The sequence below is a fragment of the Caulobacter sp. GW821-FHT09H08 genome (assembly GCF_059415885.1).
In genome coordinates this window covers 538,729-552,969 of record NZ_JBWKOC010000001.1, presented here as the reverse complement: position 1 = coordinate 552,969, position 14,241 = coordinate 538,729, and the positions used below count along the sequence as shown (strand labels likewise).

Genomic DNA, 14,241 nt, shown 5'->3' with positions numbered 1-14,241 from the left:
AACCATGAACCTAGCAGCCATCGACCTGGCCGTGCTGGCGATCTACGCGGTCGCCATCTTCGGCCTGGCCCAATGGGTGTCGCGCGACAAGGGCGGCCACCAGAAGGACTCGACCGACTACTTCCTGGCCGGCAAGGCCCTGCCCTGGTGGGCCATCGGCGCGTCGCTGATCGCCGCCAACATCTCGGCCGAACAGATCATCGGCATGAGCGGCTCGGGCTACGCGATCGGCCTGGCCATCGCCTCCTACGAGTGGATGGCGGCCCTGACCCTGATCATCGTCGGCAAGTACTTCCTGCCGGTGTTCCTGAAGAACGGCGTCTACACCATGCCGCAGTTCCTAGAGCAGCGGTACGGCCCTAGCGTGCGGACCCTGATGGCCGTGTTCTGGCTGGGCCTCTACGTCTTCGTGAACCTGACCTCGATCCTGTGGCTGGGCTCGATCGCCGTGCACACGGTCACGGGCCTGGACCAGATGTGGGCCCTGGCCGCCATCGGCGCCTTCGCCCTGGCCTATCAGATCTGGGGCGGGCTGAAGGCGGTCGCGCTCACCGACATCGTCCAGGTGGCCCTGCTGGTCACCGGCGGCCTGATCATCGCCTGGCTGTCGCTGGGCAAGATCGGCCACGGCGACGTCCTGGCGGGCTTCCACCACCTGACGACGACCTTCCCCGAGAAGTTCGACATGATCCTTTCCAAGGACAACCCGCACTACAAGGACCTGCCCGGCATCGCGGTGCTGGTCGGCGGCCTGTGGATCATGAACATCAGCTACTGGGGCTTCAACCAGTACATCATCCAGCGCGCCCTCGGCGCCAAGGACCTCAAGGAAGCCCAGAAGGGCATCGCCATGGCGGCTTACCTCAAGCTGCTGATGCCGGTGATCGTGGTGCTGCCGGGCATCGCCGCCCTGGTTTTGGCCCCGCAAGGCATCAAGCCCGACCAGGCCTATCCGGAGATGATGAAGCTGCTGCCGCCCGGCCTGCTGGGCCTGGTGTTCGCGGCCCTGGTCGCGGCGATCGTCGCGTCGCTGGCGGCCAAGATCAATTCGATCGCCACCATCTTCACCCTCGACGTCTACGCCAAGGCGCGGCCCGGCCAGAGCGAGAAGCAGTTGGTCACCGTCGGCCGCATCACCGCCGTCGTCGCCGTGATCATCGGCATCCTGACCGCCAAGCCGCTGCTGGGCGGCGCAGAGCAGGCGTTCCAGTTCATCCAGGAGTTCACCGGCTTCTTCACGCCGGGGATCGTGGTGATCTTCATCCTCGGCATGTTCTGGAAGAAGACGACCACCGCCGGCGCCCTGACCGCCGCCATCGGCTCGGCCGTGCTGTCGGGGATGTTCTGGTACCTGCAGGAACACGCCATCTACACCATGCCGTTCATGAACCGCGTGGGCGTGGTCTTCCTGCTGTCGCTGGTCGGGGCCGTGCTGGTCTCGCTGGTCGCGCCGGCCAAGAAGGAGGTCAGCGTCGTGACGCTGGAGGGGGTCAGCTACAAGACCTCGACCGGCTTCAACATCGCGGGGATCGGGGTGATCCTGATCCTGATCGCGCTCTACGCCACCTGGTGGTAGGCGCTCTCCAATGACGGGGAAGGGGCGATAAGTTTCGCCCCTTTTCCGTTTTGGTCAGGCCTCTTTTCCGAACGCTCTTGCCCAAACGGCGCGGCGCGGCTGTATTCAGTTATAACCGCTCCATTCGCGAGCGGAGCAAACCACGTTACTAGAGCGGCGAATCCCTTTTCGCCTCGCCGCCCGCAGGAAAGAAGATCCGCCGATGCGCACCCAGCCCGGCCTGAGTTTGACTTACGGTCTGGTCGAGCAACTTGGTCAGGCCATCGTGACCGGCGAATATGTCGAGGTCGGCTTCCCCACCGAGGGTGAACTCTCCAAGCAGTTCGGCGCCAGCCGCACCGTGACCCGCGAAGCGGTCAAGATGCTGACGGCCAAGGGCCTGCTCAGCGCCCGCCCGCGTCACGGCACCGTGGTCGAGCCGGAAGCCGAGTGGAACATGCTCGATCCGGACGTGCTGCGCTGGCTGCTGGAACGCAAGTTCTCCCTGCGCCTGCTGGCCGACTTCACCGAGATGCGCCTGGCCATCGAGCCCGCCGCCGCCGCGCTCGCCGCCCGCAACGCCGACGAGGCGGGGCTGGAGGAGATCCGCAAGGGCCTGCGCCGGATGAAGGCCGCCGCCGAGGGCGAGGACGATCCCCTCACCGCCGACATCGCCTTCCACATCGCCATCCTCAGCGCGACCAAGAACCCGTTCTATCGCGAGCTGCACGAGCTGGTGAACACGGCGCTGCGCATCTCGATCCGCTTCACCAACCGCATCAAGGGCCGCACGGCCTCGATCCCCTCGCACGAAGACGTGGCCGAGGCGATCATCGCCCGCGACGCCGACAAGGCCTTCTCGGCCATGCGCGAGATCATCGTCGACGTGCTGGAGCTGATCCGAGCCGCCTCGCCGGCCACCGAGAGCGAAGCCGCGCGTCGCGAGGCCTGACACCACCGGCCTTGCTTTTTGATCGATATTTGACAACGTTGTCATAAATTTGGCGCGCGGCCGTGCGATCGCGCGTCCGCAGTCCGGAGATCCGCCGTGCAAGCTCCCTACGTCGCCGCCGCCGACCGCTATGCGTCCATGCCCTACCGTCGCACGGGCCGCAGCGGCCTGGACCTGCCGGCGGTGTCGCTGGGCCTCTGGCAGAACTTCGGCGGGACCGACGTGTTCGAGACCGGCCGCGCCATCCTGCGCCGCGCGTTCGACCTGGGCGTCACCCACTTCGACCTCGCCAACAACTACGGCCCGCCCTACGGCTCGGCGGAGGAGAACTTCGGCCGTGTGCTGGGCACGGACTTCAAGGCCCATCGCGACGAGCTGGTGATCTCGACCAAGGCCGGCTGGGACATGTGGCCGGGGCCGTATGGCGGAATCGGCGGCTCGCGGAAGTACCTGATCGCCAGTTGCGACCAGAGCCTCAAGCGCATGGGCGTCGACTATGTCGACATCTTCTACTCGCACCGCGTCGATCCCACGACGCCGCTGGAGGAGACCATGGGCGCCCTGGCCCACCTGCACCGCCAGGGCAAGGCGCTGTACGTCGGGATCTCGTCCTACTCGCCCGAGCTGACCCGCCAGGCCCACGCGATCCTCAAGAGCGAGGGCGTGCCCCTGCTGATCCACCAGCCGTCCTATTCGATGGTCAATCGCTGGATCGAGGACGAACTGCTCGACACGCTGGAAGACCTCGGCGTCGGCTGCATCGCCTTCTCGCCGCTGGCCCAGGGCCTGCTGACCGGCAAGTACCTGAACGGCGTGCCGACGGACTCCCGGGTGGCGCGGGAGACCTCGTTCGCGACCCGGCTGCTCAGCGACGACAATATCGCCCGCATCCGCGCCCTCAATGAGATCGCCGGGAGCCGAGGCCAGACCCTGGCCCAGATGGCCATCGCCTGGACCCTGCGCGACCCACGCGTGACCTCGGCCCTGGTCGGCGCCCGCACGGTCGCCCAGCTGGAAGACACCCTGGCCGCGCTGAAGGGACTGTCGTTCTCGACCGAGGAACTGGCCGCCATCGACACCCATGCCTCAGAAGGCGGCGTCGACCTCTGGAAGGTGTCCTCGCAACTCGCAGGAAGCGATCTGCCGTAACCTTAATAGCCAAGGTTTAATGTTCGGGCGTATTGCCGATCCGGAATGTTCGCATAAGGTTCGCGCCGATGGATAAGGGCGATCACACCTTGTCGGATCAGGTCGATGGCCTAGAGCGTCTCACCGAGCGTGAGCGAGAGTGTCTCCGACTCGTCGATCGCCACATGAGCTCCAAGGAAATCGCCCGCGAGCTGGGCCTCTCCAAGCACACCGTCGACTGGCATCTGGACAAGGCCCGCCGGCGGCTCGGCGCGGCCGATCGCTACGACGCCGCGCGGCGCGTGTTCGACCGCGACCAGCCTCCCCCTGTCATCGCCCCCGATACCCCCCCTCCGATCGCGTCAGGGTCCGATCCGTCCCGGCTAGGCGAACACCCTTCCTCCCGGTCAGCTGACCGCATCGAGGAAGGAGTTCCCAGTGAACGAGTTGACCCCCCATCAGAAGGACGCGATCGGACGGGCCGCGCATCTTCGCCGGGAAGTGATGAGCTTCCAGAGCGAGTGGCCTCTCCTGAATACGGCCGAGACCCTGCCCCCGATCACCTGGGGCGAGCTCGAGCGCCAGCTGAACAGCCTGTCGGCCACCCCGGCCGGCAAGTCGATGGTGCACGACCTGGTGGAAGCCACGCGCAAGCAGGCTTCGTTCAAGCCCAGCGAGTTGGTGATGCGGGAGATCCTCTGCATCGCGAGCGCGGTGATGGACGAGACGTTCCTGTCGGACTCCTCCTCTTCGGACTCGGAGGACGAAGACCTAACCAACTGAGCCTTCCCCTCCGACTGGCCTTCATCGCGGCCGTCATGATCGTCACCGCTTTTGCGTTCGGATCGATCCTGGCCGGGCTCCACGCGCTGGAAGCCATCTTCCCCTGAAGACCCCTCGTCCGGACACGGGCGAGATCTACCAGACAGCCTTTCATCCCTTTTGCAACGCGCCGGCCCCACCGGCGTGAAGGAGACCACTCATGCTCAAGGAACGCCGCCAGGCCGCCGAAACCGTGGCCGAAGCCCTGTTCGCCGCCGAGAAGGCGATCGACGCCGCCATCACCCAGACCGCCGCCCTGGCCGGTCTGATGCCGGCCTCGCGCCAAAGCGCCAATCTCTCGGCCATCGTCGGCCAGGACGCGCTGATGGGCGCGATCGAGACCATGCAGGCCCTGGGCGTGGCTCGCCAGAACATCGTCGCCACCCACAAGAGCCTGTCGGTCGCCCAGCGCGATATCGGCCTCTCGGCCATCTCGTTCGACGACTTCGGCGGCGGCGGCGAGAAGCCCCCGGCGCCCCCGCCGACCGGCCGCCTGGAAGTGGTCCGCGACGTCGCCTGACGACCCCCTCTGCACTTTTCCGCGTCCGCGCATGGTCTTTTCCGCGCGGACGCGGTTAGGTTGCAGCCCATGACCCTGCACACCCTCCATCAATGGGCCAGCCTGGTGTTCCTGCTGCTGTCCAGCGGAACCGCCCTCTGGCTCGGCGGCTGGCCCGAACGGGTAGCCGCGACGGCCATGGTCGTGGCCTGGTTCGCCACCGCCGTCCTGCTCAGCAAGATCCAGCTCTGGGGCCTCGAGATCGAGGTCATGATCATCGACATCGTGCTGTTCGCGACGGTCCTGGCCATCGCCCTGCGCTCCGACCGCTGGTGGCCCCTGTGGGCCAGCGGGTTCCTGGGCCTGGTGGTGCTGGTGCACCTGGCGGTCATCCTGGATCCGAAGATCTGGGGCCGGGCCTATTTCGTGGCCAGCAACATCTTCAGCTACCTGACCATGCTGGCCCTGCTGATCGGCTCCCTGACCCGAAAGCCGCGCCCCGCCTGACGCCGCGTCACGGCTGACAGCCCTTTGAGCGCCTGTTTCACTCCTATCAACAGGAGGAGGAAATCATGGGCGAAGCGTACATCGTCGCGGCCGCGCGGACGGCCGGCGGACGCAAGGGCGGACGGGCTTCGGGCTGGCATCCGGCCGATCTGGCGGGTGTGGTGCTCGATGCTCTGGTCGCGCGCAGCGGCGTCGATCCGGCCCTGATCGAGGACGTGATCATGGGCTGCGTCGGCCAGGTGGGCGAGCAGGCCATCAACATCGCCCGCAACGCGGTCCTGGCCTCCAAGCTGCCCGAAAGCGTGCCGGCCACCTCGGTCGACCGCCAGTGCGGCTCGTCGCAGCAGGCCATCCACTTCGCCGCCGCGACGGTCATGTCCGGCGCCATGGACGTGGTCATCGCCGCCGGCGTCGAGAGCATGAGCCGCGTGCCGATGGGGCTGTCCTCGGCCCTGCCCTACAAGAACGGCTTCGGGACCTACAAGAGCCCGCGGATGGAAGAGCGCTATCCGGGCATCCAGTTCAGCCAGTTCGCCGGCGCCGAGATGCTGGCCAGGAAGTACGACCTGCCGCGCGACCAGCTGGACGCCTTCGCCCTGGCCAGCCACCAGCGCGCCATGGCCGCCACCAAGGGCGGCAAGTTCGCCGCCGAGATCGTGCCGATCCAGGTGACCCTTCCAGACGGCTCGGTCGAGACCCACGACGCCGACGAGGGCATCCGCTGGGACGCCTCGCTGGAGTCGATCGGCGCGGTGAAGCTGCTGACCGAGGACGGCCGCCTGACCGCCGCCACCTCCAGCCAGATCTGCGACGGCGCGGCCGGGGTGATGACCGTCAACGAGCGTGGACTCAAGGCTTTGGGTGTCTCGCCGCTGGCTCGGATCCACAGCATGACCGTGATCGGCCACGACCCGGTGATCATGCTGGAGGCTCCGATCCCGGCCACGGAAAAGGCCCTGCAACGCGCCGGCCTGAAGATCGGCGACATCGACCTCTACGAGGTCAACGAGGCCTTCGCCTCGGTGCCGACGGCCTGGCTGAAGGTGACCGGCGGCGATCCGGATCGGCTGAACGTGAATGGCGGCGCCATCGCGCTCGGGCATCCGCTGGGCGGCTCGGGGGCCAAGCTGATGACCACCCTGGTGCACGCGATGCAGGACCGCGGCGCGCGCTACGGCCTGCAGACCATGTGCGAAGGCGGCGGCCTGGCCAACGTGACGATCATCGAGCGACTGTAGGCTCGCGCGCTCCAGCAAGTGTTTGAGACATTTTATCGTCTTACGGCAAATTAACTCAGCGGCCCGGGGTTTGTCGGCTAGAAGGCCTCGGGCTCAATTACTGCTGGGGATATGTTCGTGCTTAACGGGATCAATGGGCGCCGCCCGAAGCTGAGCGCGCTGGTCTTGGTCCTGGGCGTGAGCGCGATCGCTCTGTCAGGCTGCGGCGAAAAGAAGGACAAGAAGCCCAAGGCGTCCCCGACCGCCTCGGCCACGGTCAGCGTCGCCGTCGTCACCAGCCAGCCCATCGCCCGCCAGATCAACGCCACCGGCACGATCTCGCCGTGGGAAGAGGTCCCGGTCGGCGCCGAGACCGGCGGCCTGACGGCCGTGTCGGTCAATGCCGACGAGGGCCAGGTGGTCCAGGCCGGCCAGATCCTGGTCCAGCTCAACAGCACCCTGATCGCCGCCCAGCTGCGCCAGCAGGACGCCGCCGTCGCCAGCGCCAAGGCCACCCTGGCCGAGGCCAGCGCCGCCCTGAACCGCGCCAAGGAACTGCAGGCCAAGGGCTATCTCAGCCAGGCCGGCCTCGACACCGCCACGGCCCGCCAGGGCACGGCCGCCGCCAACCTCGCCGCCGCTGAAGCCGGCCGGGGCGAGACCGCCGCGCGCGTCGCCCAGACCTCGGTCCGCGCCCCCGTCGGCGGCATGATCAGCCGCCGCACCGTCACCAAGGGCCAGATCGTTTCCGCCGGCTCCGAGCTCTTCCGCATCGTCCGCGACGGCCGCCTGGAACTGGACGCCGAAATCCCCGAGACCGACCTGGCCTCGGTCAAGGCCGGCATGCCCGCCACGATCCGGTCCGAGAAGGTCGGCGAGATCAGCGGCCGCGTCCGCATCGTCACCTCCGAGGTCAACACGACCAGCCGCCTGGGCGTCGCCCGCGTGGCGCTGTCGTCGATGGGCGGCTTCCGTCCGGGGATGTTCGCCCGCGCCACGATCGACGCCGGCGACCAGCCGGCCCTGGTCGTGCCGTCGGCCTCGATCCTCTATCGCGAGAACCGCCCGGGCGTGTTCGTCGTCGACAGCGCCAGGAAGGTCCACTTCCGTCGCATCACCGTCCTGGCCAGCACCGGCGACCGCGTCGCCGCCAGCGGCCTGACCGCCGGCGAACAGGTCGTGGTCGAGGGCGCCGGCTTCCTGGGCGAAGGCGACCTGGTCCGCATCGGCCTCGCGCCGACCGCCGCGCCTGTCGCCAAGTCGGCCCGCTAAGGACCGCCCCCGATGCGCAACATCTCGTCCTGGGCGATCAAGAACCCGATCCCCGTCATCCTGCTGTTCGTCCTGCTGACCATCGCCGGCGTGGTCAGCTTCAGCGGCATGCGGATCAACAACCAGCCCGACGTCGACCTGCCGATCGTCGTGGTCACGGCCGTGCGCCCCGGCGCCGCGCCCAGCGAACTCGAGACCCAGGTCACGCGGCTGATCGAGGACTCGATCGCCGGCCTCGGCCAGGTGCGCCACACCAATTCCACCGTCGTCGACGGCGCCTCGACCACGGTCATCGAGTTCGAGCTGGGCGTCGACCACGAGCGCGTCACCAACGACGTGCGCAACGCCATGTCCAACCTGCGCGGCTCCCTGCCCCAGGACATGCAGGAGCCGATCGTCACCCGGGTCGATATCTCGGGCGACGATCTGATCACCTATGTGGTCAAGGCCCCGACCCTGACGCCCGAGCAGCGCAGCTGGTTCGTCGACAACGACGTCAGCCGCGCCCTGCTGGCCACGCGCGGCGTCGGCGAGGTCAACCGCCGAGGCGGCGTCAGCCGTGAGATCGAGGTCGCCCTCGCCCCCGACCGCCTGGCCGCGCGCGGCGTCACCGCCGCCGCCGTCAGCCAGGCCCTGGTGTCCTCGAACGCCGACCTGCCTGGCGGCCGCGTGACCATTTCGGGCGCCGAGCGCGCCATCCGCACCCTGGGCGCGGCCGGCTCGGTCGAGCAGCTGCGCGAGACCCGCGTGCCCGTCTCGGGCGGCGGCACCGTGCGCCTGGCCGACCTGGGCACGGTCACCGACCACTGGGCCGAGCCGCGCTCCCGCGCGCGCTATGACGGCCAGGAGGTGGTGACCTTCAGCATGATCCGCTCGCGCGGCGCCTCGGAAGTCCAGACCGCCGAGAAGGTCCGCAAGGCCGTCGAGAAGCTCGACAAGGAGCACCCCGAGCTGACGATCGAGGAGATCACCTCGAACGTGAAGTACATCGAGGAAAGCTACATCGCCTCGATGGAAGCCCTGATCATCGGGGCCGTGCTGGCCGTGCTGGTCGTGCTGCTGTTCCTGCGCGACTGGCGCGCCACCCTGCTGTCGGCCGTCGCCATCCCGATGTCGCTGATCCCGACCTTCGCGGTGCTGGCGCCGATGGGCCAGTCGCTGAACGGCATCACCCTGCTGGCCCTGTCGCTGACCGTCGGCATCCTCGTCGACGACGCCATCGTCGAGATCGAGAACATGGTCCGCCACATGCGCGGGGGCAAAAGCCCCTATGCGGCAGCCATGGAAGCGGCGGACGAGATCGGCCTGGCCGTCGTGGCCACCACCTTCACCATCGTGGCCGTGTTCGCCCCCGTCGGCTTCATGCCGGGCATCGTCGGCCAGTTCTTCAAGGCCTTCGCCCTGGCGGCTTGCGTCTCGGTGCTGTTCTCGCTGGTGGTCGCCCGCCTGCTGACGCCGCTGATGGGCGCCTACATGCTGAAGGCCGACACCAAGCACGAGGACAAGGACCCGCCGTGGATGGGCCCCTACCTCAGGAGCCTGAACTGGGGCCTGAACAACCGCTGGAAGGTGCTGGCCATGGGCGTGCCCATGCTGGTCATCTCGGTCCTGCTGTTCATGGCCCTGCCGTTCGAATTCCAACCCCAGGCCGACCGTGGCCGGGCTCAGTTCTCGGTCGAGCTGCCCCCGGGCGCCACCCTGGACGAGACCGACGCGGTGGTGCAGCGCGTGACCCGCGAACTGCGAGCCCGCAACGAGGTCGTCAGCGTCTACAGCTCGGTCGGCAGCAACAACTCGGTCAACAAGGGCTCGGTGACCGCCGACCTGACCGACAAGAGCCAGCGGATCAGCCAGAGCCAGTTCAGCCGCCAGATGGTCGACAAGTTCGCCGAGATTCCCGGCGCGCGGATCGGCCTGGGCGGCAACAACGGCGGCGGCCCGTCGAACGGCAGCAGCTATACGCTCAGCCTGGTCAGCGACAACGGCCCGGCCCTGGAAGCGGCCGCCCGCAAGGTCGAGGCCGAGATGCGCTCGGTTCCGGGCCTGGCGCACGTGGTCAACACCGCCTCGATCGCCCGTCCCGAGATCGTCGTCACGCCCAGGCCCGACCAAGCCGCCCGCGCCGGCGTCTCGGCCGGCGCCATCAGCCAGGCCGTGCGCGTGGCCACCATCGGCGACGTCGACCAGAACCTGCCCAAGTACAATCTGGGTGACCGCCAGGTGCCGATCCGTCTGCGCCTGAACGACAGCGCGCGCGGCGACATCGCCGTGCTGCAGACCCTGCAGGTGCCCTCCGCCAACGGCCCCGTGCCGCTGAGCGCGGTCGCCGACATCCGCTTTGGCGCCGGTCCCTCACAGATCGACCGCCGCGACCGCGCCCGCGTGGCCACCATCACCGCCGAACTCGACGGCATCGTCGTCGGCGAAGCGGCCAAGCGCGTCCACGCCCTGGCCTCGGTCAAGACCCTGCCGAACGGCGTCAAGGAAGTGGCCGCCGGCGACGCCGAGTTCATCCAGGAGATGGTGGTCGGGTTCCTGGGCGCGCTGATCACCGGCGTCCTCCTGATGTACGTCGTGCTGGTGCTGCTGTTCCGCAGCTTCGCCCACCCGATCACCATCATGGTCGCCCTGCCCCTGGCCATCGGCGGCGCCTTCGGCCTGCTGGTGCTGGCCAAGTCCAGCTTCTCGATCTCGACCCTGATCGGGATCCTGATGCTGATGGGCATCGCGGCCAAGAACTCGATCCTGCTGGTCGAGTACGCGATCATGGCCATGCAGGAACACGGCATGGACAAGCGCACAGCCATCGTCGACGCGGCCCACAAGCGGGCCCGGCCGATCCTGATGACCACCGTGGCCATGGGCGCGGGCATGCTGCCCACCGCCATCGGCCTGGGCGCCGAGGTCGAGTTCCGCGCCCCGATGGCCATCGCGGTCATCGGCGGCCTGATCACCTCGACCCTGCTGTCGCTGCTCTACATCCCGGTGGTGTTCGTCCTGATGGACGGCCTCAAGACCCGGTCCGAAAACCTGATGCGCCGCATCTTCGGCGGCCAGCACCACGTGGCGGCGAAGAAGCCGATCATCGAGTAGACTGGACTTCAATCGAGCCAGAGCGCCCTTCGCCGGACCCGGCGGAGGGCGTTTTTGTATCCGGCCCACACCAACTCTTCCGTCATTCCCGCCCTTGTGGCGGGAACCCCTCTATCCGCCGCAGGTGCAGTAGTGGCGGACTGCTAAGCAGTCCGCTTGCTTCTCACGTGTCAGCTGAACCAGGGGTTCCCGCCACAAGGGCGGGAATGACGGAACTATATGTGGGTCGGCTTCGGGAGCACTCCCCCCTAGCCTCGCAAAGCCTGCGCCACCACCGGCGCCAGCCGCTCGGCGATGATCCGCGCGCCCTCGGCGTTGGGGTGGATGCCGTCTCGCTGCATGAACCGCGACACCCCGATCACGCCGGTGAAGAAGTCCGGCGCGTAGAACACACCCTCCTCGCGCGCCAGGTCAGGATAGATCTGGTTGAAGCGGCGGGCATAGTCGACGCCCAGCAGGGCCGGCGACTTCACCCCGGCCAGGACCACGCGGATGTTTCGCTGCTTCAGTCGCTGAATGATGGTCCGCAGGTTGGTCTTGGTCCGCGCGGGATCGACGCCCAGCAGGATGTCGTTGCCGCCCAGGGCCACCACGCAGACGAAGGTGTCGGCCGGCACGCGGTCGACGCGGTTCAGTCCGCCGGCCGTGGTGTCGCCCAGCACGCCATAGGCGCGCACCCGCGAGCGGATGCTCATCCCGTCCAGCGCCTTCTGCAGGCGCGCAGGCATGGCCAGGTCGTTGGAGAGTCCCAGCCCCGCCGTGATCGAGTCGCCCAGCACGGTGACCAGGGGCGGCGGCGGAGGGGGCGGCGGCGGCTTCTTCTTTCGCGAGGCGGCCAGCGCCGCGCCGGGCGTGGCGAGGCCGATCAGGCCCGCCAGGACGTTTCTGCGGTCTGGGGCAAGTCGCGTTACGCGCAAGGACTGGAACTTCACCATGGTCGAACCGTACTGTTCTCCCTGAGCCTGTCCTTTTCGGACAGGCTCCAACCTAAGCAAGAGGACGCGACCACCGCCGAAACCGGCATCCACTTTCGGCTGTCGCGTCCGAACATAATAATGGCCCCATGCGTTGAACGCGGGCTGAATGGAGAAGCGCCCCATGCAACGCCGGCTTCGCGAAATCTTGATCGTCGGGGGCGCGATCACGGCGCTCGCCGCCTGTGGCCAGAGCAATGGCCAGCAGAACAGCACGGTCGGCTACGGCCCCAACCCGGCCCTGCCCGAACCCAACAAGACCCTGCTGCCGACCGTGAAGGTCTCGGACGTGGTCGGCTGGCCGGCGGGCGTCACGCCCAAGGCGCCGGCGGGCTTCAAGGTCCAGGCGCTCGCCAGCGGCCTGGACCATCCGCGCTGGCTGCTCGTCCTGCCCAATGGCGACGTGCTGGTGGCCGAGAGCAACAAGCCCGCCAGCAAGGACAAGCCGAAAGGCATCAAGGGCTTCTTCGAGGCCAAGCTGATGAAGAAGGCCGGGGCCGGCGTGCCCAGCGCCGACCGCATCTCCCTGCTGCGCGACGCCGACCATGACGGGGTGGCGGAGACCAAGACCGCCTTCCTGACCGGCCTGCACTCGCCGTTCGGCATGGCCCTGGTCAACGGGACGCTCTACGTCGCCAACGCCGACGCCATCGTCGCCTTCCCCTACGCCGAGGGCGCGACCAGCATCACCGCCGCGCCGCGCAAGATCGCCGACCTGCCGGGCGGGCCGATCAACCACCACTGGACCAAGAACATCATCGCCAGCCCGGACGGGACCAAGCTGTTCGCCACCGTCGGCTCCAACAGCAACGTCGGCGAGAACGGCATGAACAACGAGGTCGACCGCGCCGCGATCCTCGAGGTCGACCTGGCGACGGGCGCCAAGCGTGTCTTCGCCGGCGGCCTGCGCAATCCCAACGGCATGGGCTGGAACCCGGCCAATGGCGAGCTGTGGACCACGGTCAACGAGCGCGACGAGCTCGGCAACGACCTGGTCCCCGACTACATGACCTCGGTCCGCGACGGCGGATTCTACGGCTGGCCCTACAGCTATTACGGCCGCCACGTCGACAAGCGGGTCAAGGACGCCGACCGCCGCCCCGACCTGGTCGAACGCGCCATCGTCCCCGACTACGCCCTGGGCGCCCACACCGCCTCGCTGGGCCTGACCTTCTATGAGGGCGCCAGCTTCCCGGCCGCCTATCGCGGCGGGATCTTCATCGGCCAGCACGGCTCATGGAACCGCAATCCGCAGGCGGGGTACAAGGTGATCTTCGTGCCGTTCGCGGGAGGCAAGCCAGCGGGTGGGGTGCAGGACTTCCTGACCGGGTTCCTGGATGCTCAGGGCAAGGCCCAGGGACGGCCGGTGGGCGTGACGGTGGATGCCTCGGGGGCGCTGCTGGTGGCGGATGATGTGGGGAATGTGGTGTGGCGGGTGAGCCCGGCCGGCTAGCACAGCGGGACCGAAACCTCGCCCTTCGACAAGCTCAGGGTGAGGTTTCTAGTGCGACGCTCGATGAGTAGTCCTCACCCTGAGCTTGTCGAAGGGCGAGGACGGTCCCTCCAGTCTGCCAGCTCCGCCTCCGCGCCTCGCACCATCAGCGCCAGCCCGCGCTCGAACAGCCCCTCGTGGCCGCTGTCCCGGTAGTACGCCATCGCCTCGGCCAGCACCGGATAGGCCTGGGCCGCCTCGTCCAGTCGCGCCTGCTCGGCAGAACCGTCAATCGGCGAGGCCTGTTCCTCCAGCACGCAGCCGACCACGTAGCGGCCGACCGCCACGAACAGCTGCATGGCCTGGGCCGGCGAGAAGCCCGCGCGCACCAGCACCATGGCCTGGGCCTCGACATGCGCCAGGTCGCCCGGATCGGCCTCGGTGCCGGCGTGCACCCGCGCCCCATCGCGATAGCTCAGCAAGGCCGCCCGGAAGCTGCGCCCATTGCGGCGCAGGAAGTCCTGCCAGCTCTCGCCCTCGCGCGGCACGCGGGCGTCATGCGCCCGCGCCAGGATCTCGCCGTTCATGGCGTCCAGCAGGGCGCGCTTGTTCTTGAAGTGCCAGTAGAGCGCCGGCTGGCGCACGCCCAGGCGCTCGGCGATGGCGCGGGTCGACAGGGCGTCGACGCCCACCTCGTTGAGGAGTTCCAGCGCGGTTTCCAGGATGCGCCGGCGATCGACCTTCATAGCTCTGCTTCCGGCCCCATATGAATCGGCTTGACCTCGCGGCC

Annotated in this window: 12 protein-coding genes and 1 pseudogene; 11 read left to right on the top strand and 2 right to left on the bottom strand. The window is 68.1% G+C overall.

The genetic code is table 11. The features are described 5' to 3' along the window. Positions 1–4 precede the first annotated feature (4 nt). The 10 genes and pseudogenes from AC07NN_RS02725 to AC07NN_RS02680 all read left to right on the top strand — a co-directional run bounded on the left by AC07NN_RS02725 (position 5) and on the right by AC07NN_RS02680 (position 11,045). The gene (locus tag AC07NN_RS02725) at positions 5–1,576 is read left to right on the top strand and encodes a sodium/sugar symporter (RefSeq protein ID WP_494637594.1); all 1,572 of its coding nucleotides are present in this window, start codon (positions 5–7) and stop codon (positions 1,574–1,576) included. Positions 1,577–1,778: 202 nt separating this feature from the next. Then, positions 1,779–2,507 (top strand): FadR/GntR family transcriptional regulator, encoded by a 729-nt coding sequence (locus tag AC07NN_RS02720; protein WP_494637593.1) that lies wholly within the window; start codon positions 1,779–1,781, stop codon positions 2,505–2,507. A 138-nt stretch (positions 2,508–2,645) separates the two neighbouring features. Then, the gene (mgrA, locus tag AC07NN_RS02715) at positions 2,646–3,656 is read left to right on the top strand and encodes an L-glyceraldehyde 3-phosphate reductase (RefSeq protein ID WP_494638179.1); all 1,011 of its coding nucleotides are present in this window, start codon (positions 2,646–2,648) and stop codon (positions 3,654–3,656) included. Between the two features lie 68 nt (positions 3,657–3,724). Next, positions 3,725–3,874, top strand: a pseudogene (locus tag AC07NN_RS02710) (helix-turn-helix domain-containing protein); the annotation flags it as partial. Positions 3,875–4,073: 199 nt separating this feature from the next. After that, on the top strand, positions 4,074–4,418 hold the full coding sequence (locus AC07NN_RS02705) for a hypothetical protein (protein WP_494637592.1): 345 nt from the start codon (positions 4,074–4,076) through the stop codon (positions 4,416–4,418). Positions 4,419–4,617: 199 nt separating this feature from the next. Continuing rightward, entirely contained in the window at positions 4,618–4,977 is a 360-nt protein-coding gene (locus AC07NN_RS02700) for a hypothetical protein (protein WP_494637591.1), read from the top strand. A 69-nt stretch (positions 4,978–5,046) separates the two neighbouring features. Beyond that, the gene (locus tag AC07NN_RS02695) at positions 5,047–5,463 is read left to right on the top strand and encodes a hypothetical protein (protein WP_494637590.1); all 417 of its coding nucleotides are present in this window, start codon (positions 5,047–5,049) and stop codon (positions 5,461–5,463) included. A gap of 65 nt (positions 5,464–5,528) precedes the next feature. Next, positions 5,529–6,701 (top strand): acetyl-CoA C-acetyltransferase, encoded by a 1,173-nt coding sequence (locus tag AC07NN_RS02690; protein WP_494637589.1) that lies wholly within the window; start codon positions 5,529–5,531, stop codon positions 6,699–6,701. A gap of 177 nt (positions 6,702–6,878) precedes the next feature. Continuing rightward, positions 6,879–7,952, top strand: a complete 1,074-nt coding sequence (locus AC07NN_RS02685; protein ID WP_494637588.1) for an efflux RND transporter periplasmic adaptor subunit — start codon at positions 6,879–6,881, stop codon at positions 7,950–7,952. A 12-nt stretch (positions 7,953–7,964) separates the two neighbouring features. Next, the gene (locus AC07NN_RS02680) at positions 7,965–11,045 is read left to right on the top strand and encodes an efflux RND transporter permease subunit (protein WP_494637587.1); all 3,081 of its coding nucleotides are present in this window, start codon (positions 7,965–7,967) and stop codon (positions 11,043–11,045) included. Positions 11,046–11,293: 248 nt separating this feature from the next. Here the strand turns inward: AC07NN_RS02680 and AC07NN_RS02675 are convergent, their stop codons facing one another. Continuing rightward, entirely contained in the window at positions 11,294–11,980 is a 687-nt protein-coding gene (locus AC07NN_RS02675) for an arylesterase (protein ID WP_494637586.1), read from the bottom strand. Between the two features lie 163 nt (positions 11,981–12,143). Between AC07NN_RS02675 and AC07NN_RS02670 the strand changes: the two genes are divergently transcribed. After that, a complete protein-coding gene (locus AC07NN_RS02670; RefSeq protein WP_494637585.1) occupies positions 12,144–13,472 on the top strand; it encodes a PQQ-dependent sugar dehydrogenase in 1,329 nt (442 codons plus the stop codon). 74 nt (positions 13,473–13,546) lie between these two features. Here AC07NN_RS02670 and tetR read toward each other — a convergent pair whose 3' ends face one another. After that, the gene (gene tetR / locus AC07NN_RS02665; RefSeq protein ID WP_494637584.1) at positions 13,547–14,197 is read right to left on the bottom strand and encodes a tetracycline resistance transcriptional repressor TetR; all 651 of its coding nucleotides are present in this window, start codon (positions 14,195–14,197) and stop codon (positions 13,547–13,549) included. Between the last annotated feature and the right edge of the window lie 44 nt (positions 14,198–14,241).